This is a genomic window from Streptomyces sp. NPDC050504, assembly GCF_044458065.1.
Classification (GTDB): Bacteria; Actinomycetota; Actinomycetes; order Streptomycetales; family Streptomycetaceae; genus Streptomyces.
In genome coordinates this window covers 435,347-460,062 of the sequence record NZ_JBITHO010000007.1, presented here as the reverse complement: position 1 = coordinate 460,062, position 24,716 = coordinate 435,347, and the positions used below count along the sequence as shown (strand labels likewise).

Sequence of the window (24,716 nt, the reverse complement as noted above, 5' to 3'; positions counted from 1 at the left end):
CCCGGGCCCCGCGCGGCGGGGCCCCGGGGGGGGGGGGGGGGGGGGGGGGGGCCCCCCCCGGCGGCCCGCCCCCCCCCCCCCCCACCGCCGGGGGACCCCGGGCCCTTCGAGAGGGTTTTGATGTTCGCGCTTCCCTGTTCCCTGAGAACACGTCGTACGCGTGAGACGGCAGCGCTCGTCGGGGCCGCACTGGTCGCCCCGCTCGCCCTGCTCGCCGCGGGCCCCGGAGAGGCACGGGCCGCGGACGGCGGGGTGTGGGACCGCATCGCGCGGTGCGAGAGCGGCGGAAACTGGCACATCAACACGGGCAACGGCTACTACGGAGGGCTGCAGTTCTCCGCGTCGACCTGGCGTGCGTACGGCGGAGGGGCCTACGCGTCGACGGCCGACAGGGCCTCGAAGGCGCAGCAGATCGCCGTCGCGGCCAAGGTCCAGCGGGCCCAGGGCTGGGGCGCCTGGCCGAGCTGTTCGGCGCGGGCGGGGGCGCACGGAAGCGCGCCCGCGGCCGCGGCGCCGCGGGAGCCGAGGACGACGGCGAAGACGCCCTCGGCTCCCGCATCCGCCCCGCGGGCCGACCGGGACCACAGGAGCGGCGCGAACGGCGAGAAGGGCCGGCAGGTTCACAAGGGCCGGAACGGCCGGGGCGGCGGGGCCGGGGACTACACCGTCCGCAGCGGCGACACCCTGAGCTCCATCGCCGTGGCCCACGGCACCACCTGGCGGGCGCTGTACGCCGCCAACAGGGCGGTCGTGGGCGCCGATCCCGACTGGATCCTGCCGGGGCAGCGGCTCGACCTCTGAGCGCGCGGCTCCGGACGGCCGACCGGACGGCCGACCGGGTGGTCGGGCCCGCCGCACCGCGCGCCAACGGCGGTGCGGCGGGCCCGGCTGCTTAGCGTGATCCGATGCGTAAATCCCATATTCGGCCCGCGACGACGCTGGCCCTCCTGCTCGCACTCGCCTCCCCGGGCCTCACCGCACGGGCCGCGACGGACGGGCAGACGGCCCGGGGGGCCGTCGCGTACGACTGCGCGGCGAGCAACTGGCCGTGGGAGTGCCTCGCCGAGTGCGAGAGCAGCGGCCGGTGGTCCGTCAACACCGGCAACGGCTACTACGGCGGCCTCCAGTTCTGGCAGCCCACCTGGGAGGAGCACGGTGGCCTGAAGTACGCGCCGCGCGCCGACCTCGCCACCAAGGACGAGCAGATCAAGATCGCCGAGAGGGTGCTGCGCACGCAGGGCTGGAACGCGTGGCCGGTCTGCTCGAAGAAGTACAACCTGGGGGTCAGGTACCACACCGTACGGTCGGGCGACACGCTCACGTCGATCGCCCGCAAGTACCGGGTCAAGGGCGGCTGGCAGGCGCTCTACAAGGCCAACAAGGGCGTGATCGGCTCCCAGCCCGACCGGCTGGACATCGGGACCAGGCTGGTCATTCCGGCCGTCCGCCGGGCGCTGGTCTGACCCCGCGGGGCCGCCCGTGGGACTCCGGGGCGGGTTCCGGGGAGGGCTCGCCGGGCTCGCCCCGGAACACGACCGCGCCCCTGCGCAGTTCGTACACCAGGACCGGCGCTCCGCTCCGGTGGACGTCGAGACGGGACGGCAGCCGCTGTTCGGCGGTGACCACGGCCGCGCCGCTGTCGCGCAGCAGTGCGTACGTACGGTCCGCGACGGACGGGGACATGCCCCGCACCGGCTCGTCCAGGAGCAGGACGCGGGCGCGCGTGAGCAGGGCGCGGGAGACGGCCAGCATCCGCTGCTCACCGCCGGACAGGGTGCCCGCACGGCGGCGCAGGAGGGCGCGCAGCGGGGGATAGGCGTCCAGGGCCGGGCGCGGGTCGCCGTCGCGGGCGGCGAGTTCGAGGTTCTCGGCGACGGACAGCCCCTCGTACGTGGCGCGTTCGGCCGGCACGTGGGCGAGGCCGCGGCGGGCGCGGGCGTGGGCCGGGAGGCGCGTCACGTCCTCGCCGCGCCACAGGACGCGTCCGTGCGCGAGCGGTACGGCTCCGGCGAGGGCGCGCAGCACGGTGGTGCGGCCGGAGCCGTTGCGGCCCGTCAGCACGGTCAGGGCGGCGGCGGGGACGAGGAGGTCCACGCCGTGCAGGGCCTCCAGGGGGCCGTAGCGGACCCGGGCGGCGCGCAGCTCCAGCTCCACGGTCATGGGACGAGCCGCCCCTCTTGGAGGGCGTGCACGGTGTCCGCGAGGTCGGCGACGAGGTCGAGGTCGTGCTCGACCAGCAGGATCGCGGTGCCGTCCGCCGCGAGGGCGCGGAGCACGCGTGCGAGGCGGGCGACTTCGGCGGAGTCGAGCCCGGCCGCGGGCTCGTCGAGCAGCAGGGTGTGTGGCTGCCCGGCGAGCGCCCGCCCCAGCTCGACGAGGCGCAGGGTGCCGGTGGGGAGGCCGGATGCCGGGTGGTGCCTGACGGGGCCGTGGAGCTGGAGGAGGCGCAGGACGGGCTCGACGTCGGCGAGGGCGCCCCTTCGGTTCCCGCCGCGCTGTTCGGCGCCGAGCACGATGTTCTCCTCGACCGTCAGGGACGGGAAGACGGCGATCTGTTGGAACGTACGGGCGATGCCGAGGCGGGTGCGGGCGTGCGGGGGGAGCCGGGTGATGTCGGCGCCGTCCAGGGTGACGCGGCCCGCGTCGGGGCACAGGGTGCCGCAGAGGCAGTGGAAGAGGGTGCTCTTGCCCGCGCCGTTGGGGCCCGTGAGGGCGGTGATGCGGCCGGGGTCGAGGGTGAGGGTGACGCCGTCGAGGGTGGTGCGGGCGCCGTACGCGTGGCGGAGGGCGGTGGCGCGGAGGGTGGGGGCGGGGCGGGCGGTCCCGGTGGGGCGCCAGTTGCCCGGGGCGGGGACAGCCCGCCGCTTCAGGGGCGCGGGGAGCCGCGCGGGAGTGGGGCGCGCGCCGCGCCCGCCCGCCCGGCCACCGGCAGGTTTCCGGGAAGGGGCGGGGAGGGGGTCGCGCCGCAGGCGGCGCCCGCCCCGGGCGGCGGTGCCCCGGTCGACGCGCCCGTGCCCGCCCCACCGCACACGCCCCGCGCTCGCCGCCGCAGCGCCGACGATCGCCGCGCCCGCCCCCGCGTCGAGGCCCACCAGCAGCGCCGCGCCCGCGAGCGCGCCCAGGAGGGTGTCCGCGCCCAGGACCACCGCGGTGGCGAACCAGAGCAGCCCCCGCACCGGGTCGTACGCCGCCGGGTCGAAGGCCCGTACGCCCGTGCTCAGCAGGCCCCCGCCGAGCGCCGCCAGCGCCGCGCCGAGCGTGAAGGCGAGGAGCTTCAGGGACGCGACGGGCACGCCCGCTGCCGCCGCCCCCGCCTCGTGGTCGCGCAGCGCGGCGAGCGCCCTGCCGGTACGGCCCCCGCGCAGCGCCGCGACCAGGAGCAGACAGCAGGCGAGGAGCGCCAGTTCCAGGACGTAGTACGCGCGGTCGCCCGCGAACCCGGCGGGGCGTTCGAGGCCGAGGCCCGCCGTCGCGTACGGCTGGGCGAAGACGAATCGGCTCACCACCACGCCCACCCCGAGCGTCACCAGCGCGAGCGCCAGGCCGTGCCGCCGTATCGCGGGCCAGCCGGTCAGCAGGCCCAGCGGGGCGACCAGCAGGGCGGCCAGCCCGAGGGCGAGGAGTTCGGGGACCGCGGGGACACCGGGGAAGCGGCCCGCCGCGAGCAGTGCGGTGAAGAGCGCGCCGAGGCCCGCGTACGCCGCCTGTCCGAGCGCGATCTGGCCGCCGCGCCCGGTCACCACGGACAGGGACAGCAGGATCAGCGCCATGGCCGGGACTTGCACGGACGTGTGCAGGTCCGAGCCCGCGAACCCCAGCGGCAGCAGGAACAGGATGCCCGCCACCAGCCACACCGCACGCGGCACCCGCACCGCCGGAACCGCACCGCGCGGCAGCGTGTCCCGCTCGCCCACCCCCGGCAGCACCAGCGCCGCCACCAGCAGCGCCACCACGAAGAGGTTCGCGCCGACCGCCTGCACCAGCGGTTCGAACCGCTCGAACCTCCCGGAGGGACGCAGCCGGGTCAGCTGCGCCTGCGCCACGCCCAGCAGGAGCGCCGCGCCCACCGCCACCGAGACGCTCCGCATGCGGGCGATCACCGCGACCGCGATCACCTCCACCACCAGCAGCGGCAGCCCGTACGGATCCAGCCGCAGCAGCGGGGCCAGCAGGACGCCCGTGAGCCCCGCGGTGAACGAGCCGAACGCCCAGCCCACCGCCGCCACCCGGTCCGCGTCCGTGCCGCCCAGCGCGGCCAGTTCCCGGTTGTCCACGACGGCCCGCAGCTCCCGCCCGGTCCGCGTCCACCGGGTCGCGGCCGCCACCAGCAGCGCCAGCGCCAGCACGGCGCCCAGCTGGGCCCACGGATCGCCGGAGAGCAGCAGCGGGGCGTCCGCCCGTGCCCCCGTGCCCCACAGCAGCGTCGCGGCGCCCACCAGCAGGACGAACACCCCGATCGACGCGACCAGCGTCCGCGCGGGGTCGGCGCCCGCCACGGCCAGCGGCCGGAAGACGGCCCGGTCCAGCAGCAGCCCGATCCCGGGCGCCACGACCAGCAGCGTGGCGCACGCCGCCCACGGCAGCGGCCAGCCCCGCTCCACGGCCAGCTCCCGCAGCACGTAGGCGCACACCACCGCCACCGCGCCGTGCGCCAGGTTGAGCACGCCCGTCGCGCGGTACGTGACGACCAGCCCGATCCCGGTGAGCGCGGCGGCGCTGCCCACCGCGAGCCCGGCCAGGGTGAGGTCGTACGTCAGTGAGGACACCCGGTCACAGCTCGGGTTCGCACACGGGGCAGGCGTTCGGCGCGTCCCCGGGCCCGACCGGTACGGCGTGCGGCTTGCCCGTCACCAGCGGACAGTCGGGGCGGTGGGCGAGCGTCCCTCCGGGCACCCGAAGGGGCGGGTCGGTGGAGACCGCGCGGAAGGGCGCCGCGTCCGGCGCGGGATCCGCGTACGCCGCGCCTGCCGCATCCGGCGACGGCCGCTCGGGCAGCCGGGACAGCAGGACGGCGCCCGCCACCACGAGCGCGGCGCCGGGCACCGTGCAGGAGGCGAGATAGGGCAGCTGGCGCTCGGCGAAGCGCTCTCCGGAGATCCCGTACCAGCCGAGCACCGACAGGACGGCGCCGCAGGCCGCGGCGGCGAGCCCGCCCCACAGCAGTGCGCGTGCCCCCATGAGGCCCCGCCCCCGTCCCCTGTTCTTCCGCGGCGATTGACTGCACTATGCCCCCTGGGGACGTACCCCGGAAGCGTCGGAGCGTCGAGTCGGTGGTGGGCCAGATGGTTCTCGGCAGGCACGCACAACGCGCGACAGTCGTCGCCCTGCTGTTCTGCGCGGCCCTCACCGGCTGCTCGGACGACGGGGGAGGCGGCGGGGACGGCAAGAGCCCCACGAAGGCCGCCCCCACCGCGACCGCCGCCCCTACGGACGGCGCCCCCACGGACGGCGCGGCCCCCGCCGACCGGACGGCGGCCGAGGCGCGGATCCGCGAGAACTGGGCGACGTTCTTCGACGCGAAGGCGACCACCGCGCAGAAGGCCGACGTCCTGGAGAACGGCGACGAACTGGGCCTGCTCCTCAAGGCGTTCGGCGGCGACCCGAACGCGGGGCAGTCCTCGGCCAGGGTGACGGGCGTGGCGTTCACCTCGGCGACCGAGGCGGCCGTCACGTACGACCTCATGGTCGGCAAGGCCACCGCGCTGCCCGGCAGCAAGGGCGTGTCGGTCCTCCAGGACGGCACCTGGAAGGTCTCGGTCAAGACGCTCTGCGCACTGGTCGAGATGAGCGGCAATGCGGCGGCGCCGGGCTGCTGAACGGACGCGGCGGGCGCGTCCCCGTACGTACGGACGCACCGCACGGCGCGCGCCCCTTCGCCGCCCCGCGCTTGCCGCGCTGCTCCTGCTGACCGCCGCCTGCGGCAGCCGCCTGCCCGAGAGCGACTTCGAGGACGACCGGCGCCCCGCGCCCACGGCCCCCGCGGCCGGGCCGCTGCGGATCGGCATCGTCACCAGCGCCACCAGCCCCGTCGGCGGCGACGCCTTCACCGGGCCGCGCGACGGCGCCCGCGCCTACTTCGACGCGCTCAACGAGCGGGGCGGCATAGCGGGCCGCCGCGTCGAGGTGCACACCTGCGACGACGGCGGCAGCGGCATCGGCAACAACGAGTGCGTGCACGAACTGCTCGAAGAGAAGAAGGTCTTCGCGCTCGTCGCCACCGCCTCCCTCGACTACGCGGGCGCCCCCCTCGTCGCGCGGGCGGGCGTCCCCGACGTGGGCGGCCAGCCCATCGGACCCGCCTACGACACGTATCCGCACCTGTACGGGATCTACGGCAGCCTCGCCCCGCGCACCGGAGGGAAGCCCGGCTGGAACGGCACGCTGTACGGAGGGACGGAGGTGTACCGCTACTTCAAGCGCGAACAGGGGGCCCGTACCGCAGCCGTCGTCTCCTACAACCAGGCCGCGTCCGCCGCGTACGCCCGTCTCGTCGTGCGCGGCCTTGAGCGCGAGGGCTACGAGGTCGTCACCGAGCAGGTCGACTTCGCGCTCCCCAACTTCCGCGCCGTCGCGGCCGACCTCAAGGACCGGGGGGCCGACCTCGTCTTCGACGCCCTCGACGGCCACGGGAACGCCCGGCTCTGCGAGGCGATGGACGCGGTCGGCGCCTCGGTCACCGCCAAGGTCACCAACGTGCAGAACTGGTCCTCGTCCGTCGCCGACGACTACAAGGCGGCGCCGCGCTGCCGCGACTCCTTGTGGGTGACCGGCTCCAGCCGCAACTACGACGACACCGGCCACCCCGCCGTCCGCGCCTTTCGCACGGCGATGAAGGGCGCGAAGCACCTCTCCCAGTGGCAGCTGGAGGGCTGGGCGGCCGCCATGTGGTTCACCGACGCGGCCCGCTCCTGCGCCCGTCCGGACGGCACCGGCCCCACGCGCGCGTGCGTCGAGGCGTACCTGAACCGCCCCACCCCCTACACCGCGCGCGGACTGCTCCTGCCCGTCTCGTACGAGAGCCGCGCCGCGCCGCCCGCGACCCGCCGCACCTGCCTGTCCGTCGCCCGCTGGCAGGACGGAAGGGGGTGGGTCAACCAGGGCGGCGACATGGACACCAACTGTTTCGACGTCCCCCAGCTGCCCTACGCGCCCTCGTGAGGGCGATGTCGGCGCGGCCAAGTACCCTCCCCTGGAGAAGACGGAATCCCAGGGGGACGCGGCGGCGCATGCACATCTCTTTCCTGCTCCACAACGCGTACGGCATCGGCGGGACGATCCGGACGACGTTCAACCTCGCCCAGACCCTGGCCGAGCGGCACGACGTGGAGATCGTCTCGGTCTTCCGGCACCGCGACCAGCCCAGCCTCGGCGCGCCCCCCGGCGTGACGCTGAAGCACCTCGTCGACCTCCGCAAGGGCAGCCCCACCAACGACGCGGCCGACCCCGAGCACGCCCTGCCCGCCAAGGTCTTCCCGCGCGGCGACGGCCGGCACCGGCAGTACAGCCGCCTCACCGACGTCCGCATCGGCGACCACCTCAAGGGCCTGGAGGCCGACGTCGTCGTCGGCACCCGCCCCGGCATCAACGTCCACCTCACCCGCCAGACCCGCCGCGGCGTCGTCCGGGTCGGCCAGGAGCACCTGACGCTGGACAACCACGGCTACCGGCTGCGCCGCGAGATCAGCCACCGCTACGCCCTGCTGGACGCGCTGACCACCGTCACCGAGGCCGACGCCCGCTCCTACCGCACCCGCCTCAAGCTGCCCGGCGTGCGCGTCGACGCCATCCCCAACAGCGTCCCCGTCCCGTCCGTCCCGCCCGCCGACGGCAGCAGCAAGTGGGTCGTCGCGGCCGGTCGGCTCACCCGCGTCAAGCGGTACGACCTGCTGGTCGACGCCTTCGCCAAGGTCGTCGCCGCCCGCCCCGACTGGCGCCTGCGGATCTACGGCACCGGGGACGCGACCGGCAACGAGAAGAACGCCCTGCACGCCAGGATCGCCGAGCTGGGCCTGCACAACCACGTCTTCCTGATGGGCGCGGCCAACCCCATCGAGCCCGAGTGGCCCAAGGGCTCCATCGCCGCCGTCACCTCCGACCGCGAGTCCTTCGGCATGACCATCGTCGAGGCGATGCGCTGCGGCCTGCCGGTCGTCGCGACCGACTGCCCGCACGGACCCGGCGAGATCATCTCCGACGGCATGGACGGCCTCCTCGTCCCCGTCGGCGACCCGGACGCCGTCGGCGACGCCCTGCTGGGCCTGATCGAGGACGACGCGCGGCGCCGCGCCATGGGCCGCGCCGCCCTCGACGCCTCGACCCGCTTCGACCCCGTGCGCATCGCCGAGCGGCACGAGGCGCTCTTCAGGGAGCTGGTCGAGAAGGGCGCCAACAGCCGCTCCAGGGGCGCCCTGCGCACCGGACTGCACAAGACGCGCGGCGCGGTGCTCGACGGGGCGTACGGCCTGCGCTACAAGGCCGCCGACGCGATCCGCAAGGGAAAGTGACGCCATGACCACCGACACCCAGAGCCGGGCGCCCCGCGCCGACTGCGTCGCCGACTCCGCGGGCGGCGTCACCTTCGACCTGCCCGACCGCGACCTGACCGACGGGGGACCGTACCGCCCGGTCCTCGTCCTCTCGCCGCAGAAGGGCACGGCGGGCACCGACGTACGGCTGCCGCTCACCCCCGCGGGCCGCGGCCGGCTGCGCGCGGTCCTGCCGAGCACGGTCGAGCTGGCCGAGGGCCGCTGGGCCGCGCACACCGCCGACGGGCGGCCCGTCGAGGCCGGCGTCCGGGACCTGCGCGCCCTCGTCGACCGGGCGCCGGGCTCCGTCGACCCGGTCGTGGTCCGCGTCCCGTACCCCGCGGCCGACGGCGGCCTCGTGGTGCGCAGCTGGCTGCGCGGGCCGCACGCGGAGGCGGGCGACCTCGGCTTCGCGCCGGGGTCCGTCACCTTCGAAGGGGTGCTGTACGGCGCCGAGATGGGGCGCGGCGCGGTCGTCGAGGCGCGCGTGCGGGGCGGCGGCACGGCCGTGCACCGGTTCACCGCCTCGGTCGTGGGCCCGGCGTTCTCCTGCACCGTGCCGTACGCGGAGCTGACGCCGCACCCCGCCGAGAAGGCGCTGCTGTGGCAGATGTGGCTGCTGCCCAGGGGCGACACCGGGCCCGCCGTGCGGATAGCGCGGATCCTCGACGACGTCTGGGACAAGCGGAACGTCTTCGTCTACCCCAGGCAGAGCGGCAAGGGCTTCACCGCCAACCCCTGGTACACCGCGGACAACGACCTCTGCGTCCAGCTCGACCCGCCGAAGCCCGTGAAGCCCGCCAAGCCCGCCTAGGACACTGCCTCATGCTGGAGACGTCGGCGCGGCTGCTGCGCCTGCTCTCACTGCTCCAGGCCCACCGCGAGTGGTCGGGGGCCGACCTCGCCGACCGGCTCGGCGTCACGCCCCGCACGGTGCGCCGCGACGTCGACCGGCTGCGCGAGCTGGGCTACCCGGTCAACGCCAGCCCCGGCACGGGCGGCGGCTACCAGCTCGGCGCGGGCGCCGAGCTGCCGCCGCTGCTCCTGGACGACGAGGAGGCGGTGGCCGTCGCGGTCGGCCTGCGCACCGCCGCGGGCCAGGGCATCGAGGGCATCGGCGAGACCTCCGTACGCGCCCTGGCGAAGCTGGAACAGGTGCTGCCGAACCGGCTGCGCCGCAGGGTGGGCGCGCTCAACGCGTTCACCGTGCCGATGTTCAGGAGCGGCCGCGGGAACGCCGTCGACCCGGCCGTCCTGACCGAGCTGGCGGGCGTCTGCCGGGACGCCGAGCGGCTGCGCTTCGAGTACCGCGACCACGGCGGCGCCGTCAGCCGCCGCACCGTGGAACCGCACCGCCTGGTCTGCACCGAGCACCGTTGGTACCTGGTCGCCTGGGACGTCGACCGCGCCGACTGGCGCACGTTCCGGGTGGACCGCATCGCCCCCAAGCCGCCGCACGGCCCGCGCTTCGAGCCGCGCACCCCGCCCGCCGACGACCTGGCGGCGTACGTCTCCAAGGGCGTGTCCACGCGCGGGTACGCGGCGCAGGCGGTGGTGCGGCTGCACACCTCGGCCGAGGCCGCCGGGGCGTTCGTCGGCCCGTCCGACGGGGTGCTCGAACCGGTCGACGAGCACACCTGCCTGCTGCACGCGGGGGCGACCAGCATGGACGTGATGGTGCTCCACGTCCTGCTGCTGGGCGTCGACTTCGAGGTGGTCGAGCCGCCCGAGCTGACCGAGCACGTCAGACGGATGCGGGACCGTCTGTCCCGGGCCCTTCCCTGACCTCGCTCTCGCCCTTGACCTCGCCCTTGACCTCGCTCTCACCCTTGACCTCGCCGAGCTGGTCGCCCGGCTGCCGCAGCGCCGCGTACTCCGGATGGTGCAGGTCGAAGGCGGGCGACTCGGAGCGGATCCTGGGCAGCGTCAGGAAGTTGTGCCGCGGCGGCGGACAGGACGTCGCCCACTCCAGCGAGCGGCCGTAGCCCCACGGGTCGTCCATGCCGACCTTCTCGCCGTACTTCGCGGTCTTCCAGACGTTGTAGAGGAACGGCAGCGTGGACAGGCCGAGCAGGAAGGCGCCGATCGTGGAGACGGTGTTGAGCACGGTGAACCCGTCCGCGTCCAGGTAGTCCGCGTACCGCCGGGGCATCCCCTCCGCGCCCAGCCAGTGCTGGACCAGGAAGGTGGTGTGGAAGCCGACGAAGAGCGTCCAGAACTGGATCTTGCCGAGCCGCTCGTCCAGCATCTTGCCGGTGAACTTCGGCCACCAGAAGTAGAAGCCGCCGAACGTCGCGAAGACCACCGTCCCGAACACCACGTAGTGGAAGTGCGCCACGACGAAGTACGAGTCCGTGACGTGGAAGTCCAGCGGCGGCGAGGCCAGGATGACGCCGGTGAGCCCGCCGAAGAGGAACGACACCAGGAAGCCGACCGCCCACAGCATCGGCGTCTCGAAGCTCAGCGACCCCTTGAGCATCGTGCCCGTCCAGTTGAAGAACTTCACCCCGGTCGGGACCGCGATCAGGAAGGACATGAAGGAGAAGAACGGCAGCAGCACGGCCCCGGTGGCGAACATGTGGTGCGCCCAGACGACCACCGACAGGCCGGTGATGGCCATGGTCGCGCCGACCAGGGTGAGGTAGCCGAAGATCGGCTTGCGGGCGAAGACCGGGATGATCTCCGTGACGATCCCGAAGAACGGCAGCGCGATGATGTAGACCTCGGGATGGCCGAAGAACCAGAACAGGTGCTGCCACAGCAGCGCCCCGCCGAACTCCGCCTCGAAGACCACCGACCCGAAGCGCCGGTCCGCCTCCAGGACCAGCAGCGCCGCCGCGAGCACCGGGAAGGCGACCAGGACGAGGATCGAGGTGAAGAGCACGTTCCAGGTGAAGATCGGCATCCGGAACATCGTCATGCCGGGCGCGCGCATCCCGATGATGGTGGTCAGGAAGTTGACCGCGCCGAGGATGGTGCCGAAGCCGGAGAGCGCGAGGCCCATGATCCACATGTCGGCGCCGATGCCGGGGGAGCGGACCATGGAGTTGAGCGGGGCGTAGGCGAACCAGCCGAAGTTCGCGGGGCCGCCCGGCACCAGGAGCGATCCGAGCACGATCAGGCCGCCCAGGAGGAACAGCCAGTACGAGAGCATGTTCAGGCGCGGGAAGGCGACGTCGGGCGAGCCGATCTGGAGCGGCATGATCTCGTTGGCGAAGCCCGCGAAGGTCGGCGTCGCGAAGAGCAGCAGCATGATCGTGCCGTGCATCGTGAACGCCTGGTTGAACTCGTTGTTGCTCATCAGCTGGAGCCCGGGGCGGGCCAGCTCGGCGCGCATCATCAGCGCCATCAGCCCGGCGATCAGGAAGAACGCGAAGGACGTGATGAGGTAGAGGTGGCCGATCTTCTTGTGGTCGGTGGTCGTCAGCCAGTCCACCACGAGCCGTCCGGGCCGCCGCGGCGGCGCGGGGCGGGCCTTCGCCTCCGCGGTCTGGGTCCCCATCGCTGCCCCCTCGCTGCCTGCGTGCGCCTCGGGCCGTGCTGTGCGGGATGTGCCGTGCGGGATGTGCCGTGCGTGGTGCGGGCTCAAGACATGATGCTCGTGCGGCGCCCGCTCCGACAGGGTGCCGTCGCGGGCGATACGGCTCCGGGCGGCGGAAACGGCCCGGAACCTGTGCGGAAGCCATGAATTGACTGAGACCCTTCAAGCTGTCCGGAAATTCCGATTGCCGGGAATGCGGGAGCCCAATGGGGCGTCCCCGGACGGCCCTTCGAATGAATTCGCACAGGCTGTCTCGAATTGCCTTCCCGTGCGGTCGAATTACCGGTGCGGGTGAGTCGAACTGCACGTACGAGTGAAGAAGTCGGCCCCAAACACGTGTCGTGATCCTGTGACACAAGCGTGACAGGTGGGGAACGTGGGGGTGTCGTCGGAGCTCCGGACCCCGGCCTTCCGTTACCGTCCGCGCCCGCCTACGGTGGGTCGTATGGCACCCATACCGACCCCGTCCGCCCGGCCCGACGACGCCCCCGACGCCTACGTCGGCCTCGACGCGAGCGCCGCCGAGGAGCTGGCCAGGGCGCGCGGCTGGTCCACCGTCAGGGCGCTGCCGCCGGGCGCGATGATCACGATGGAGTTCCTGGAGGGCAGGCTGAACTTCGAGGTCGAAGCGGGGCGCGTCACCCGGTGCTGGTCGGGCTGAGGCGCGGCCGTACGAAGCGCAGGCCCGGCCGTACGAAGCGCAGGCCCGGACATGGCGACGGCCCCGACGCGATGTCGGGGCCGTCGCCGTGCGGGGAGGGGTTGTGCGTACCGCCCCCGCGGTTCTCGGGGCGGCCCGGCGCCGTTCGGCCGGGCCCGGCGGCCGTGGCCGCCCGCTTGACCTCAGCCGCCCGTCAGCGGTCGCGAGTGCGGCGGCCTGCGGCTGCCCGCGGAGGGGATCGGCGCCCGCTCGGCGCGCGCCGCGAACGCCCGCTGGCGCACCCCGACCGAGCTGCCCGCGCCCGCCCGGCCGCCGGCGCCCACCGTCTCCGGTTCGCGGCCCGGCACCTCGCCTTCGGCGCCCGGCAGGCGCTGCGGCACCATCACGGGGACCGGACCGCCCACCGCGACCGGTGCCGCGGGCACGAGCCCGTGCCGGTCCCGCAGCCGGGCGCGCACCGCGAAGATCCAGGCTTCGATGCGCGCGATCAGCGGCTCGCACCAGGGCAGGCCGAGCATGATCAGCAGACCGGCGGCCCAGCCGAGCAGCACGTCGCTCAGCCAGTGCGTGCCGAGGTAGACGGTGGTGAGTCCGACCCCCAGCGAGACCGCGGCGGAGACCGCCGACAGATAGCGCCTGGTGCGCGGGGTGGCTGCCAGATAGGCGAGGATTCCCCAGGTCACGACGGCGTTGGCGGTGTGGCCCGAGGGGAATATATCGCCGCCCGCGAACATCTCGGCCGAGCCGATCTGGGTGGCGTAGTGCGGGCCGAGGCGGCCCAGGCCGATCTTGACCGCGCCCACCGTGACGTTCAGCAGCAGCAGGGCGACGGCGAGCGTGATCAGCGGCCGCAGGGTGTGCTGCCGCCAGGAGCGCCAGCCGAGCCAGGCCGCCACCATCACGGCGGTCGGGCCGCGCTGGCCGAGCACCACGAAGTAGTCGAGGAAGGCGTGCAGCTCCGGCCACTGCTGGTACGGCCGGAAGAGCATGACCTTCCAGTCCAGCGCCACCAGCCAGGAGGAGACCAGCACGAGCACGACGATGGCGACGTAGAACGCCAACGTGCCGCCGAAGAGAGCGATGCGGTGACGACTCATCCGCGGGATCTCTATCTTCGGCGGCTCCGGCTCCCGGTCCAGTCGGGCAAAGATGTCGGTACGCACCCAATCGACGTTACAGCGAGTGAGTGACGGGCCAGGCCGATCCGGCGGCTTTGTGATGACCACGTGATGTGGAGTCGGTCTCAGAGCCCGCTTTATTCCCGGCCAATTCCCGGCGTTCGAGGACCTTGTGCCCTATTGCCGGGACGGGTCGTCCGGAGAGCCGCTTTGAATGCCGGGGAATTCTTCCGGGCGGCCGGGAGCCGGAGAGCGGACCGGTCCCGAACGGCTCGCCGACGGTCCGGAAACGACCCCGGCAAGATCATTTCCGAAGGCGCGCCGTGGCGCACGCCACATGCCGCCACCTCGCGTCATGAGAGGTGGGCCACCCTTCACACGTGCCACCTCGCGTACGCTCATGCTCCCCGGTCACACTGCTGACGGGCGCCGGCACGCCGACCCGGAGAGGTCGCGGATCGACCGGGATTCACGGGATTCACTGGAGGTACCTGCATGTCCGGGACGACCACGGCCGGGGCGCCCAGACGGGCCGTCGGCGGCGGTGCCAACCGCTGGGTCGTCCTCGTCGTCCTCTGCGTGAGCCTCCTGCTGGTCGCACTCGACGCGACCGTGCTGCACGTCGCCATGCCGTCGGTCACCGAGGACCTGCGCCCCAGCTCCACCGCGCTGCTCTGGATCGTCGACGCCTACCCCCTGGTCTGTGCCGCGCTGCTGATCCTCTTCGGCACCCTCGGCGACCGCGTCGGGCGCCGCCGCGTCCTGCTCCTGGGCTACGCGCTCTTCGGCGTCGCCTCCGCGATCGCCGCGCTGGCCGAAACGCCCGGCGTGCTGATCGCGGCGCGCGCCCTGCTCGGCGTCGGCGGCGCGATGATCATGCCGGCGACGCTCTCCATCCTCCGCGCGGTCTTCCCCGACCGGCGCGAGCGGGCCACCGCGATCGGCATCTGGACCGCGGTCGCCGCCGTGGGCGCCGCCACGGGTCCGGTGCTCGGCGGCTTCCTCGTCGAGCACTTCTGGTGGGGCTCGGTCTTCCTCATCAACATCCCGCTGATGGTCCTCGCCCTGCCGCTGGGCCGGCTGCTGCTCCCCGAGTCGACCGGCGACACCGACGGCCCCTGGGACGTGTTCGGCGCGCTGATGGCCGCCTTCGGCGTGCTCGGCGTGGTCCTCGGCGTGAAGCGCGCGGGCGCGGGCGAGCCGCTGGCCGCCGCGACGGCCCTGCCGCTGCTGGCGGGCGCCGCGCTGCTGGTCCTGTTCGTCGCGCGGCAGAAGCGCCGCAGCCATCCGCTGATCGACATGCGGATGTTCGCCCGGCCCGCCTTCACCACCTCCGTCGGCTGCATCGTGCTCGCCATGCTGGCCCTGGTCGGCCTGGAGCTGATCGCCGTCCAGTACCTCCAGCTCGTCCTCGGGCTGAGCCCGCTGGAGACCGGTCTGCGGCTGCTGCCGCTGACCTTCGCCGCCATGGCGGCGGGCGCCAGCGGCTCGTACACCCTGGCCCGCGTCGGCCCGCGCCGGATGGTCGGCTGGGGCTTCGTGCTGACCGCGGCGGCCGTGCTGCTGCTGACGCTGATGGGCCAGCAGGACCGCCCCGCCCTGCTCACGACCGGTTTCCTGCTGCTCGGCTTCGGGCTCCAGACGACGCTGTTCGGCGCGTACGAGTCGATGCTGAGCGAGGCCCCCGCCGAGGCCGCGGGCGGCGCCGCCGCGATCGGCGAGACCTCCTACCAGCTGGGCGCGGGCATGGGCATCGCACTGCTCGGCAGCGTCATGAACGCCGCCTACGCGCCGGGCCTCGCGGACGTGCCGGACTCCGGCGTCCCGGCCGCGGCGCGGGACGCGGCGGCCAACTCGCTGGGCGAGGCGTACCAGGAGGCGGACCGGCTCGGCGGGGCGCTCGGGGACGTGCTGCGCACCACGGCGCGCGAGTCCTTCGTCACGGGGCTGCACGTGACGCTGCTGGTCAGCGCGGGGCTGCTGCTGCTCGGCGCGCTGGCGGCGCTGCGGCTGCCGCGCGGCATGGACGGCGCGCCCGACGAGGAGGAGGCGGCCAGGGTCCCGGTCTGCCGCGAGCCGGTGGAGTCCGCCGGGTCTGGACGCGCGGCACACTGACCCGTAACGTCGGCGCGACACCTTAACTAGCGCTGTTAGTTTTACCTGGGCCAGCCGGAGGACCTGCCATGTCCGCTGCACCGTTCGATCCCGTAGACCCGCTCGGCATCGACGACCTCCTCGACCCCGAGGACCTCGCGATCCGCGACACCGTCCGGTCCTGGGCCGCCGACCGCGTCCTGCCGCACATCGCCGACTGGTACGAGAGCGGCGAGCTGCCCGGCGTCCGGGAGCTGGCCCGCGAGCTCGGCGCCATCGGCGCGCTCGGCATGTCCCTGACCGGGTACGGCTGCGCGGGCGCCACCGCCGTCCAGTACGGCCTGGCCTGCCTGGAGCTGGAGGCCGCCGACTCCGGCATCCGCTCGCTGGTCTCCGTGCAGGGCTCGCTCGCCATGTACGCGATCTGGAAGTACGGCTCCGAGGAGCAGAAGCGGCGCTGGCTGCCGTCCATGGCGGCGGGCGAGACCATCGGCTGCTTCGGCCTGACCGAGCCCGACGTCGGCTCGGACCCGGCGGCCATGCGCACGCACGCGAAGCGGGACGGCACCGACTGGGTGCTCAACGGCCGCAAGATGTGGATCACCAACGGCTCGGTGGCCGGGGTCGCCGTCGTCTGGGCGCAGACCGACGGGGGCATCAGGGGCTTCGCCGTGCCGACCGACGCGCCCGGCTTCTCGGCGCCCGAGATCAAGCACAAGTGGTCGCTGCGGGCGAGCGTCACCAGCGAGCTGGTCCTGGACGACGTACGGCTGCCCGCCGACGCCGTGCTCCCCGGGGTCACCGGCCTCAAGGGCCCGCTGAGCTGTCTCAGCCACGCCCGCTACGGCATCGTCTGGGGCGCCATGGGAGCGGCCCGCGCCTCCTTCGAGGCCGCGCTCGACTACGCCAAGGGCCGCGAGCAGTTCGGCAGGCCGATCGGCGGCTTCCAGCTCACCCAGGCCAAGCTCGCCGACATGGCCGTCGAGCTGCACAAGGGGATCCTGCTCGCCCACCACCTCGGGCGGCGGCTGGACGCCGGGAAGCTCCGCCCCGAGCAGGTCAGCTTCGGCAAGCTCAACAACGTGCGGGAGGCGATCGAGATCTGCCGCACCTCGCGCACGATCCTGGGCGCCAACGGAATCTCGCTGGAGTACCCGGTGATGCGGCACGCCACCAACCTGGAGTCGGTGCTCACCTACGAGGGCACCGTGGAGATGCACCAGCTGGTGCTGGGCAAGGCGCTCACCGGTCTCGACGCGTTCCGGTAGGCCGGGCTCCCGGCGGACCGGACGGGGCCGGTGAGCGCCTCGCTCAGCTCTGGTTGAAGAAGCCGTCGGCCGACCGGCCGGCGGCTTCGCCGTTCACGATCTTCGTGTCGGCGGGGGTCAGCAGGAAGACCCGGGTCGCGACGCGCTCGATGGAGCCGCGCAGCCCGAAGGTCAGCCCGGCGGCGAAGTCCACCACGCGCTTGGCGTCGGTGGCGTCCATCGCCGTGAGGTTCATGATCACCGGGATGCCGTCCCGGAAGTGCTCGCCGATGCCGCGCGCGTCCCGGAAGCCGTCCGGGGTGATCGTGGCGATCTGGCGCCCCGTTCCCTCGGCGGTCTCGGAGGCCACCTGCACCCGCGGGTCGGTCACCCACGCGTCGCCGCTGTTCTCCGCACCCTCGGCGTAGTCGTCGTCGTAGTACCGCTCGTCGTTGTCCTCGACGAGTCCCAGCCACGCGCTCGCCTTGCGCACCGAACCCATGACGCCTCCTTTCACTGCATGTTCCGCGTGTGCCTATGGTCGACCATGATGCGGATCGCGCGCCAAGTGGATAGCCGCCGCGCTGGGGATTCGTGACGGTACTGGTGCAGAAGTTGTGGCGATTCGTCAGTGATCTACCCGTGTACGGACCGTATGTGGACGGTACGCCGCCCCGGAAAGAAAGAAAATATGATGCACCGGTCCGTACGGGTGACGACGGGGACGTACGGGTGATGCCGGAGATCGGCCCGTGGCCGGATACGATGCCGATCGCACCGTCGAACGGCATCGGGGGATCGCTGTGTTCGGAATCGTCAGGCCCTGCTCGCACCGCCTCACCGAGGGGCTCAAGACCGAGTGGATGGCCCATCTCTGCGGTCTCTGCCTGGCACTTCGCAAGGATCACGGACAGTTCGCCCGGATCGTCACCAACTATGACGGTCTGATCGCTTCGGTCCTGACGGAGGCTCAGTCCGAGCGCAGCACCGACTGGCGGCGCACCGCCGGCCCCTGCGCGCTGCGCGGCATGCGCACCGCGTCCGTCGCCCGGGGCGAGGGCGCGCGGCTCGCTGCGACCGTCTCGCTCGTGCTGGCGTCGGCGAAGGTCCGCGACCACGTCGAGGACAGGGACGGCCTGTTGGCCCGCAAGCCGGTGGCCGCCGCCGCCCGCAGGGTGGCCAGGAGCTGGGACAGGGCGGGCGCCCGCGCCGGCGCCTCGCTCGGCTTCGACACCGCGCTGCTGGTCGACGCCGTCGACCGCCAGCCCGGCATCGAGGCGCTGGCCGGAATCGGCACCCCCGTGCTGACGGTCACCGAGCCCACCGAGACCGCCACCGCCGCGGCCTTCGCGCACACCGCCGTCCTGGCCGGGCGGCCCGAGAACATCGCGCCGCTCTCCGAGGCCGGACGGCTCTTCGGGCGCCTCGCGCACCTGCTGGACGCCGTGGAGGACAAGCGGGCTGACGACGCGTCGGGCGCCTGGAACCCGCTCACCGCCACCGGCACCTCGCTCGCCGAGGCGCGCAGGCTGTGCGACGACGCGGTGCACGGCGTGCGGCTCGCGCTCAAGGACGCGCACTTCGTCGAGGACCGCCTGGCGCACCAGTTGCTCGCGCACGAACTGCAGCGCTCGGTCGAGCGCACGTTCGGCACGCCGAGCTGCGCGCACGCGGGCCACGGCGCCCAGGGGCACGGCGCCTTCGGCCCCGAGGGGCAGATGTACGGCGGCCAGGGACCCCAGGGCCAGATGTACGGCGGCCAGCAGCCGCCCCAGCAGGGGAACCCCTACGGGGGCGGCGGGAACCCGTACGGCGGTGGCGACCCGTACGGGGGCGGCGGGAATCCGTACGGCGGTGGCGGCGGCAACCCCTACGGGGGCGGCGGGCCGGGCGGACCCGGCGGAGTGCCCCCGTACGGCGGGGGACCGCAGCAGCCCAAGAAGCGCGGCTTCCTCGCGGGCTGCGCGATGTTCACCTACCTCTTCTGCACCTGCCAGATCTGCTGTGCCAAGGAGTACGAGGGTCCCTGGTCGCGCAAGAAGCGCGAGGGCTGCTGCCGCGACTGCGACGGCTGTGACGGTTGCGACTGCTGCTGCCCCTGCGACTGAAGCTGACGGGCCGTCGGCCGACCGCGCACGGCCGACGCCCCCCGTACGGGCCGGAGGTCACTTGACCTCCGGCGGAGAGATCCGCGATGCCTCGATCGCCGACGGGGTCGTGCCCCACTTCTTCAGGATCCGGTCGTAGGTGCCGTCCTGCTTCAGCCGGTTCACCGCGGCCTGGAGGGCGGGCGCCAGCGGGCTGCCCTTCTTGAGCGCGAAGCCGACGTCGAGCCGCTTGTACTCGTTCAGGAAGCGCAGCCCGTCCTGCTGGGCGACCGCGTAGCGCAGGCCGTTGATGGTGTTCATGACGACGTCGCTGCGGCCCTGCTGGAGCGAGAGGTAGACCGCGGCCGTGTCCGCGAAGGTCTTCACCTCGTAAGGCTTCTTGCCCGCCTCGCCGCAGCGGGGCCTGTTCTCGCTCAGGGTCGCCTCGAAGGTGGTGCCCGCGCCGGTCGCCACGGTCAGGCCGCAGAGCTGGAGCAGGTCCCTCACCTCGCCGAGCTTGCTGTCGGCGCGCACCGCGAAGCCCTGGCCGTCGTTGATGTACGTCACGAAGTCGATGGTCCTGCGGCGCTCGTCGGTGACGCCGAAGTTCCCGGTGCCCAGGTCGTACTTCCCGCTGCCCAGCGCGGGCAGGATCACCTCGAAGGCCGCGACCTCCCGCTTCAGCTCCAGACCGAGCACCTTCGCCGCGGCGTCCGCGAAGTCGATGTCCTGGCCCGCGACCGTCCTCCCGTTCGGCAGGTAGGCGGCGCCCGGCGGGTTTCCGACGCTGCTCGCGATCGTCAGCGAGCCGCGTTCGCGCACGTCGGCCGGGAGCAACCGGGCCGCCGCCGCGTCCTTCGCCACCTTGGAGACCACGTCCGTCGTGGGGATCGCGCCCCTGCCCTTCGCCGCGCCCGCGGGCGCGGCCCCCGAGCCGTCCCCGCTCCCGTCGCCGGAGCCGCAGGCGGTCGCGGTCAGCGCGACGGCGGTGATCAGGGCGAAGGCGGTGACGTGACGTCGGGCGTGCGCGGTGCGGGTCTTCGGGCGGGTCTTCACACGGGTCTTCATGGTGCCGGGATCTCCAGGTGCTTCTCGAACGGCAGCGGGCCGATCGACTCCGGGTCTGCGGACAGATCGAAGAGCGGGCGGTAGCCGGCGGCCAGGTAGAGGCCCTTGGCCTCGGGCTGGCGCGGCCCGGTGGTCAGGTAGAGGCGGGTGTAGCCGCGCTCGGCGGCCTCCCGTTCGAGCACCCGCAGCACGCGCCTGGCCAGCCCCTTGCGGCGGTGCGCGGAGTGCGTCCAGATGCGTTTCAGCTCGGCGGTGGTCGCGTCGTACCTGCGGTACGCGCCTCCGGCGACGGGGCGGCCCTGCTCCAGGAGCAGCAGGAACGCGCCGCCGGGCGGGGCGAATTCGGCGGACGGATAGCGGTACAGGTCCTCTGCGTCGTCGCCGTAGCGGCTGGAGTACTCGTACGCCAGCTCGTCCAGGAGCGGACGCGCGAGGGGATCTGAGACCGAAGTCCGGTGGATGGACAGCGGCATGCGGACCCCGAATCGAGGGAGGGGTGGGGGAAGGGCGGAGCGCGAGGGGAGGGTGGAGCGGTGCTGTGTGCGTGGGAAGGCATGCGCGGAACGGGTGCGCGGAGGGCGCGTCGGTCGGGCCGTCAGGGCCGACGTCGGGCGCGGAGGAGCGGCGTGCGCGGGGCGCGCCGGGGCAAGCAGCGGGGTCGGCTCAACAGGAACAGGACCACACGCGACCGAAGTCGATGTGGGAGCGGGTGACCAGCCACTGCTGCGGATGCATGGAGCAAGTGGAACAGGCATCCGGTTGTGCGTCAACTGTGCTGAGACGCGGCGTCCGGAATGTGGACAGCCTTGACAGCGGCCCGTGTTCACCGCCTAGCCTCGGGTGCGGATCGTGCTGAGGGGCCGGTCCGCGCCGTGCTCCGCTGTGTCCGTGCCGAAGGCAGTCCTCTTCCCTGCCGCAGCCACGGAGCCCCCGCATGTCTCTGGCCCTTTCCAAACGCGACTCCACACCGCCCGACGAGGGCGCCGTCCCCGGGTCCGACGACGTCCCCAGGATCGTGCCGGTCCGCCGTACGGGACAGTGGGTGGCGGCCGCCGTCGTCCTGCTGCTCCTCGCGGGCGCGGTCAACTCCGTCGTGCGCAACGAGGCGTTCCAGTGGGACGTCGTCGGCGACTACTTCACCTCGACCTCCGTGCTGCGCGGCCTCGGTCTCACCCTCTGGCTGACCGGCCTCGTGATGGTCCTCGGCTTCGCCATCGGCACCCTGCTCGCCGTCCTGCGGCTCTCCGCCAACCCCGTGCTGAGGGCGGTGAGTTGGGGGTACGTCTGGCTGTTCAGGTCCACCCCGATCCTGGTCCAGCTGCTCTTCTGGTTCAACATCGGCGCGCTCTACCCGCAGGTGCTCGGCGTCAAGACGGTCAACCTGCTCAGCCCCATCGCGGTCGCCGTCATCGGCCTCACCCTCCACGAGGCCGCCTACGCGGCGGAGGTCGTGCGCGGCGGCATCCTCTCCGTCGACCGCGGCCAGATCGAGGCCGCCCAGTCCCTCGGCCTCGGCCGCTGGCGCAGGCTCCGGCGCATCGTGCTCCCGCAGGCCATGCGCTCCATCGTGCCGCCCGCGGGCAACATGCTGATCGGCACCCTCAAGGGCACCTCGATCGTCAGCGTCATCGCCGTACAGGACCTGCTCTACTCCGTGCAGCTCGTCTACCACCGCACCTACCAGGTGATGCCGATGCTGATGGTCGCCACGCTCTGGTACGTCGCGGTGACCTCGCTGCTCAGCGTCGGCCAGCACTACGTCGAGCGGTACTACGCCAAGGGCGACAAGGCCGGCGCGGCCCGATGAGCCCGCGCCCCTCGATCGTCGTCGTCGGCGCGGGCCCGAGCGGCACCGGCTTCCTGGAACGGCTCGCGGCCAACCTCCCCGAGCTGTACGGCCGCCGGCCCCTCGACGTCCACTTCGTCGACCCGCACCCGCCGGGCGGCGGACGCGTCTGGCGCCAGGAGCAGTCGCCGCTGCTGCGGCTGAACTCCATGGCCGAGGACGTCACCATGTTCACCGACGAGACCGTGGACATGGCGGGCCCGGTCGTCCCCGGGCCCACGCTTGCCGAATGGGCGGGCATCGACGGCCGCGTCTTCCCCGACCGCCGGTTGCAGGGCCGCTACCTGCGCTGGGTGTACGACCGGGCGCGCGCCGCCCTGCCCGACACGGCCGCCGTCCACGAGCACCGCGCCAGGGCCCTGCGCGTCGACGGGCCCCCGCACGGCCGCCAGCGCGTCTGGATCGAGGGGAGCGCACGGCCGCTCACCGCCGACCTGGTGGTCGTCGCCATCGGCCACCTCGACGCCGAACCCGACGCCGAACAGCGGGAGTTGTCCGCCTTCGCGCGCCGAAAGGGGCTGCTCCACCTGCCGCCCGACTTCACCGCGGACAGCGACCTGTCCGCGCTGCCCGCGGGTGAGCCGGTCATCGTGCGCGGCTTCGGCCTCGCCTTCGTCGACCTGATGGTGCTCGTCACCGAGGGCCGCGGCGGGCGGCACGAGAACGGCGTCTACCTGCCGTCGGGGCGCGAGCCCGTCCTCTACGTCGGATCGCGGCGCGGCGTCCCGTACCACTCCAAGATCGGCTACGGCTTCACGGGCGAACGCGCCCCGCTGCCCCGCTTCTTCGGCCCCCGCCAAGTCGACGCGCTCCTCGCCCGCCCAGGCACCGTCGACTTCCGGCGCGACCTGTGGCCGCTCATCGACAAGGAACTGCGGTACGCCCACTACCACCGCCTCTTCACCGCCCACCCCGAACGGACCGCGCCCGGCAGCGACCTGGCCTCCTTCGAGGAGCGGTACGCGGCCTGCGCGCCCGGCAGCGCGGAACTGGACGCCCTCGTCGCCTCCGTCGTGCCCGACCCGGCCGACCGGCTCGACCTCGCGGCGCTCGACCACCCCCTCGACGGAGTGCGCCACGAATCGCTCGACGCCCTCCAGGAAGGCATGCGCGGCCACATCGCGGCCGACCTGAGACGCCGTCACGACCCCGCGCACAGCGAGGACCTGGCGGTCTTCGGCGCGCTGCTCTCGGTCTACGCGCAGCTGCTGCGGTTCGGCGACATCGGCACCTGGTGGCACGGCTTCTTCAGCTTCCTCGCCTCGGGCCCGCCAGGACCCAGGCTGCGCCAGCTCGACGCGCTCTCCCGGGCCGGGACCGTGCGCTTCCTCGGCGCGGGCATCACCGTCGGGACCGACGAGGAGCGCGGCGTCTTCCACGCGGGCAGCGCCACCGTGCCCGGCGCGCGCGTCGAGGCGCGCGCCCTCGTCGAGGCCCGGCTGCCCGACCCCACCCTGGAGCTCACCGGCAGCCCGCTGCTGCGCGCGCTGTACGAGGACGGGGCCGCCGCCACCCCCTCGGGACTGCTCTCCATCGACCCCGCCGACGGCCGCGTCCACGACCGCTCGGGCCGCCCGCACCCGCGCCGCTTCGCCCTCGGCCCGCACACCACGGCCCGCACCAGCGGCGCCTTCACCAGACCCCGCACGGGCGGCACCGCCTTCCGGCAGAACGACGCCGCGGCCCGCGCCGCCCTCGCCTTCCTCACCGAAGGCCCCGACCACCGCCCCGCCCCCACCGACAGCCGCAAGGAGCCCGTCCGATGAGCACCGCCATGGTCGACATCAGATCTGTGCACAAGAGCTACGGCCCCCTCCAGGTGCTGCGCGGCATCGACCTCCAGGTGCGCGCCGGAGAGGTCACCGTCGTCCTCGGCCCCTCGGGCTCCGGCAAGTCGACCCTGCTGCGCACCATCAACCACCTGGAGAAGGTGGACCGGGGCCAGATCAGCGTCGACGGCGAGCTGATCGGCTACCGCCGCGACGGCGACAAGCTGTACGAGCTGCGCGAGCGCGAGGTGCTGCGCCAGCGCACCCGCATCGGCTTCGTCTTCCAGAACTTCCACCTCTTCCCGCACCTCACGGTCGTCGAGAACATCACCGAGGCCCCCGTCGCCGCCCTCGGCCGCCCCAAGGCGGAGGCGCTGGAGACCGCCCGCGCCCTGCTCGACAGGGTCGGCCTCGCCGACAAGGGCGACAGCTACCCCCGCCAGCTCTCCGGCGGCCAGCAGCAGCGCGTCGCCATCGCCCGCGCCCTCGCGCTCCAGCCGCGCCTGCTGCTCTTCGACGAGCCCACGTCCGCGCTCGACCCCGAGCTGGTCGGCGAGGTCCTCGACGTCATCAGGGACCTGGCCCGGCAGGGCACCACGATGATCGTCGTCACCCACGAGATCGGCTTCGCCCGCGAGGTCGCCGACACCGTCGTCTTCATGGACGAGGGCCGGATCGTGGAACAGGGACCGCCCGCCGACGTCCTCGACCGGTCGCAGCACGACAGAACCCGCGCCTTCTTCTCGAAGGTCCTCTGAGG

The 24,716-nt window shown here is 73.5% G+C and carries 22 protein-coding genes; 14 read left to right on the top strand and 8 right to left on the bottom strand.

All coding sequences use genetic code 11. The features are described from left to right. The first annotated feature begins 120 nt into the window (after positions 1-120). Both ACIBNE_RS27950 and ACIBNE_RS27945 read left to right on the top strand, forming a co-directional pair. The gene (locus ACIBNE_RS27950; RefSeq protein ID WP_399276227.1) at positions 121-801 is read left to right on the top strand and encodes a transglycosylase family protein; all 681 of its coding nucleotides are present in this window, start codon (positions 121-123) and stop codon (positions 799-801) included. 104 nt (positions 802-905) lie between these two features. Continuing rightward, entirely contained in the window at positions 906-1,463 is a 558-nt protein-coding gene (locus tag ACIBNE_RS27945) for a transglycosylase family protein (protein WP_399276225.1), read from the top strand. Here the strand turns inward: ACIBNE_RS27945 and ACIBNE_RS27940 are convergent. Genes ACIBNE_RS27940 through ACIBNE_RS27930 form a run of 3 tightly spaced genes read right to left on the bottom strand, consistent with a single transcriptional unit; the run spans position 1,432 to position 5,178 of the window. After that, entirely contained in the window at positions 1,432-2,160 is a 729-nt protein-coding gene (locus ACIBNE_RS27940) for an ABC transporter ATP-binding protein (protein ID WP_399276223.1), read from the bottom strand. The genes ACIBNE_RS27945 and ACIBNE_RS27940 overlap by 32 nt on opposite strands. After that, positions 2,157-4,766 carry an ATP-binding cassette domain-containing protein gene (locus ACIBNE_RS27935; protein ID WP_399276221.1) on the bottom strand — a complete coding sequence of 870 codons (2,610 nt, stop codon included), beginning with the start codon at positions 4,764-4,766 and terminating at the stop codon, positions 2,157-2,159. Before ACIBNE_RS27935 ends, ACIBNE_RS27940 begins: the two co-directional genes overlap by 4 nt. Before the next feature lie 4 nt (positions 4,767-4,770). Next, entirely contained in the window at positions 4,771-5,178 is a 408-nt protein-coding gene (locus ACIBNE_RS27930; RefSeq protein WP_399276220.1) for a hypothetical protein, read from the bottom strand. 104 nt (positions 5,179-5,282) lie between these two features. Between ACIBNE_RS27930 and ACIBNE_RS27925 the strand changes: the two genes are divergently transcribed. From ACIBNE_RS27925 to ACIBNE_RS27905, 5 genes are all read left to right on the top strand, one after another. Further along, a complete protein-coding gene (locus ACIBNE_RS27925) occupies positions 5,283-5,816 on the top strand; it encodes a hypothetical protein (protein ID WP_399276218.1) in 534 nt (177 codons plus the stop codon). Beyond that, positions 5,794-7,158, top strand: coding sequence for an ABC transporter substrate-binding protein (locus ACIBNE_RS27920; protein ID WP_399276216.1), 1,365 nt, complete (start codon positions 5,794-5,796; stop codon positions 7,156-7,158). The genes ACIBNE_RS27925 and ACIBNE_RS27920 overlap by 23 nt, the downstream gene beginning before the upstream one ends. Before the next feature lie 68 nt (positions 7,159-7,226). After that, entirely contained in the window at positions 7,227-8,504 is a 1,278-nt protein-coding gene (locus ACIBNE_RS27915) for a glycosyltransferase (RefSeq protein ID WP_399276214.1), read from the top strand. A gap of 4 nt (positions 8,505-8,508) precedes the next feature. Next, a complete protein-coding gene (locus tag ACIBNE_RS27910) occupies positions 8,509-9,339 on the top strand; it encodes a hypothetical protein (RefSeq protein ID WP_399276212.1) in 831 nt (276 codons plus the stop codon). Positions 9,340-9,350: 11 nt separating this feature from the next. Further along, the gene (locus ACIBNE_RS27905) at positions 9,351-10,310 is read left to right on the top strand and encodes a helix-turn-helix transcriptional regulator (RefSeq protein ID WP_399276210.1); all 960 of its coding nucleotides are present in this window, start codon (positions 9,351-9,353) and stop codon (positions 10,308-10,310) included. On the opposite strand, the gene ctaD is transcribed toward ACIBNE_RS27905, so the two are convergent. Next, the gene (gene ctaD / locus ACIBNE_RS27900; RefSeq protein WP_399276208.1) at positions 10,270-12,027 is read right to left on the bottom strand and encodes a cytochrome c oxidase subunit I; all 1,758 of its coding nucleotides are present in this window, start codon (positions 12,025-12,027) and stop codon (positions 10,270-10,272) included. The genes ACIBNE_RS27905 and ctaD overlap by 41 nt on opposite strands. 484 nt (positions 12,028-12,511) lie before the next feature. Between ctaD and ACIBNE_RS27895 the strand changes: the two genes are divergently transcribed. Beyond that, positions 12,512-12,727 (top strand): I78 family peptidase inhibitor, encoded by a 216-nt coding sequence (locus ACIBNE_RS27895; RefSeq protein ID WP_399276206.1) that lies wholly within the window; start codon positions 12,512-12,514, stop codon positions 12,725-12,727. Between the two features lie 182 nt (positions 12,728-12,909). Here ACIBNE_RS27895 and ACIBNE_RS27890 read toward each other — a convergent pair whose 3' ends face one another. Further along, a complete protein-coding gene (locus tag ACIBNE_RS27890) occupies positions 12,910-13,890 on the bottom strand; it encodes a phosphatase PAP2 family protein (RefSeq protein WP_399276204.1) in 981 nt (326 codons plus the stop codon). Between the two features lie 450 nt (positions 13,891-14,340). Here ACIBNE_RS27890 and ACIBNE_RS27885 point away from each other — a divergent pair, with 450 nt between their 5' ends. Then, positions 14,341-15,960: an MFS transporter gene (locus ACIBNE_RS27885; protein WP_399276202.1), complete on the top strand. Its 1,620-nt coding sequence runs from the start codon at positions 14,341-14,343 to the stop codon at positions 15,958-15,960. Positions 15,961-16,028: 68 nt separating this feature from the next. Then, positions 16,029-17,207, top strand: coding sequence for an acyl-CoA dehydrogenase family protein (locus ACIBNE_RS27880; RefSeq protein ID WP_399276200.1), 1,179 nt, complete (start codon positions 16,029-16,031; stop codon positions 17,205-17,207). Positions 17,208-17,250: 43 nt separating this feature from the next. Here ACIBNE_RS27880 and ACIBNE_RS27875 read toward each other — a convergent pair whose 3' ends face one another. After that, the gene (locus ACIBNE_RS27875; RefSeq protein WP_399276198.1) at positions 17,251-17,688 is read right to left on the bottom strand and encodes a cell division protein SepF; all 438 of its coding nucleotides are present in this window, start codon (positions 17,686-17,688) and stop codon (positions 17,251-17,253) included. 301 nt (positions 17,689-17,989) lie between these two features. Between ACIBNE_RS27875 and ACIBNE_RS27870 the strand changes: the two genes are divergently transcribed. Continuing rightward, positions 17,990-19,294: a DUF5685 family protein gene (locus ACIBNE_RS27870; protein ID WP_399276196.1), complete on the top strand. Its 1,305-nt coding sequence runs from the start codon at positions 17,990-17,992 to the stop codon at positions 19,292-19,294. Positions 19,295-19,351: 57 nt separating this feature from the next. Here the strand turns inward: ACIBNE_RS27870 and ACIBNE_RS27865 are convergent, their stop codons facing one another. Then, positions 19,352-20,341 (bottom strand): ABC transporter substrate-binding protein, encoded by a 990-nt coding sequence (locus ACIBNE_RS27865; RefSeq protein WP_399276194.1) that lies wholly within the window; start codon positions 20,339-20,341, stop codon positions 19,352-19,354. Next, on the bottom strand, positions 20,338-20,814 hold the full coding sequence (locus ACIBNE_RS27860) for a GNAT family N-acetyltransferase (RefSeq protein ID WP_399276192.1): 477 nt from the start codon (positions 20,812-20,814) through the stop codon (positions 20,338-20,340). The genes ACIBNE_RS27865 and ACIBNE_RS27860 overlap by 4 nt, the downstream gene beginning before the upstream one ends. A gap of 461 nt (positions 20,815-21,275) precedes the next feature. Here ACIBNE_RS27860 and ACIBNE_RS27855 point away from each other — a divergent pair, with 461 nt between their 5' ends. From ACIBNE_RS27855 to ACIBNE_RS27845, 3 genes are read left to right on the top strand one after another with little or no spacing between them, the layout of a single operon-like run. Then, positions 21,276-22,148, top strand: a complete 873-nt coding sequence (locus tag ACIBNE_RS27855) for an amino acid ABC transporter permease (RefSeq protein ID WP_399276190.1) — start codon at positions 21,276-21,278, stop codon at positions 22,146-22,148. Beyond that, positions 22,145-23,953: an FAD/NAD(P)-binding protein gene (locus ACIBNE_RS27850; protein WP_399276188.1), complete on the top strand. Its 1,809-nt coding sequence runs from the start codon at positions 22,145-22,147 to the stop codon at positions 23,951-23,953. The genes ACIBNE_RS27855 and ACIBNE_RS27850 overlap by 4 nt, the downstream gene beginning before the upstream one ends. After that, positions 23,950-24,714, top strand: a complete 765-nt coding sequence (locus tag ACIBNE_RS27845; RefSeq protein WP_399276186.1) for an amino acid ABC transporter ATP-binding protein — start codon at positions 23,950-23,952, stop codon at positions 24,712-24,714. Before ACIBNE_RS27850 ends, ACIBNE_RS27845 begins: the two co-directional genes overlap by 4 nt. The last annotated feature ends 2 nt before the right edge of the window (positions 24,715-24,716 follow it).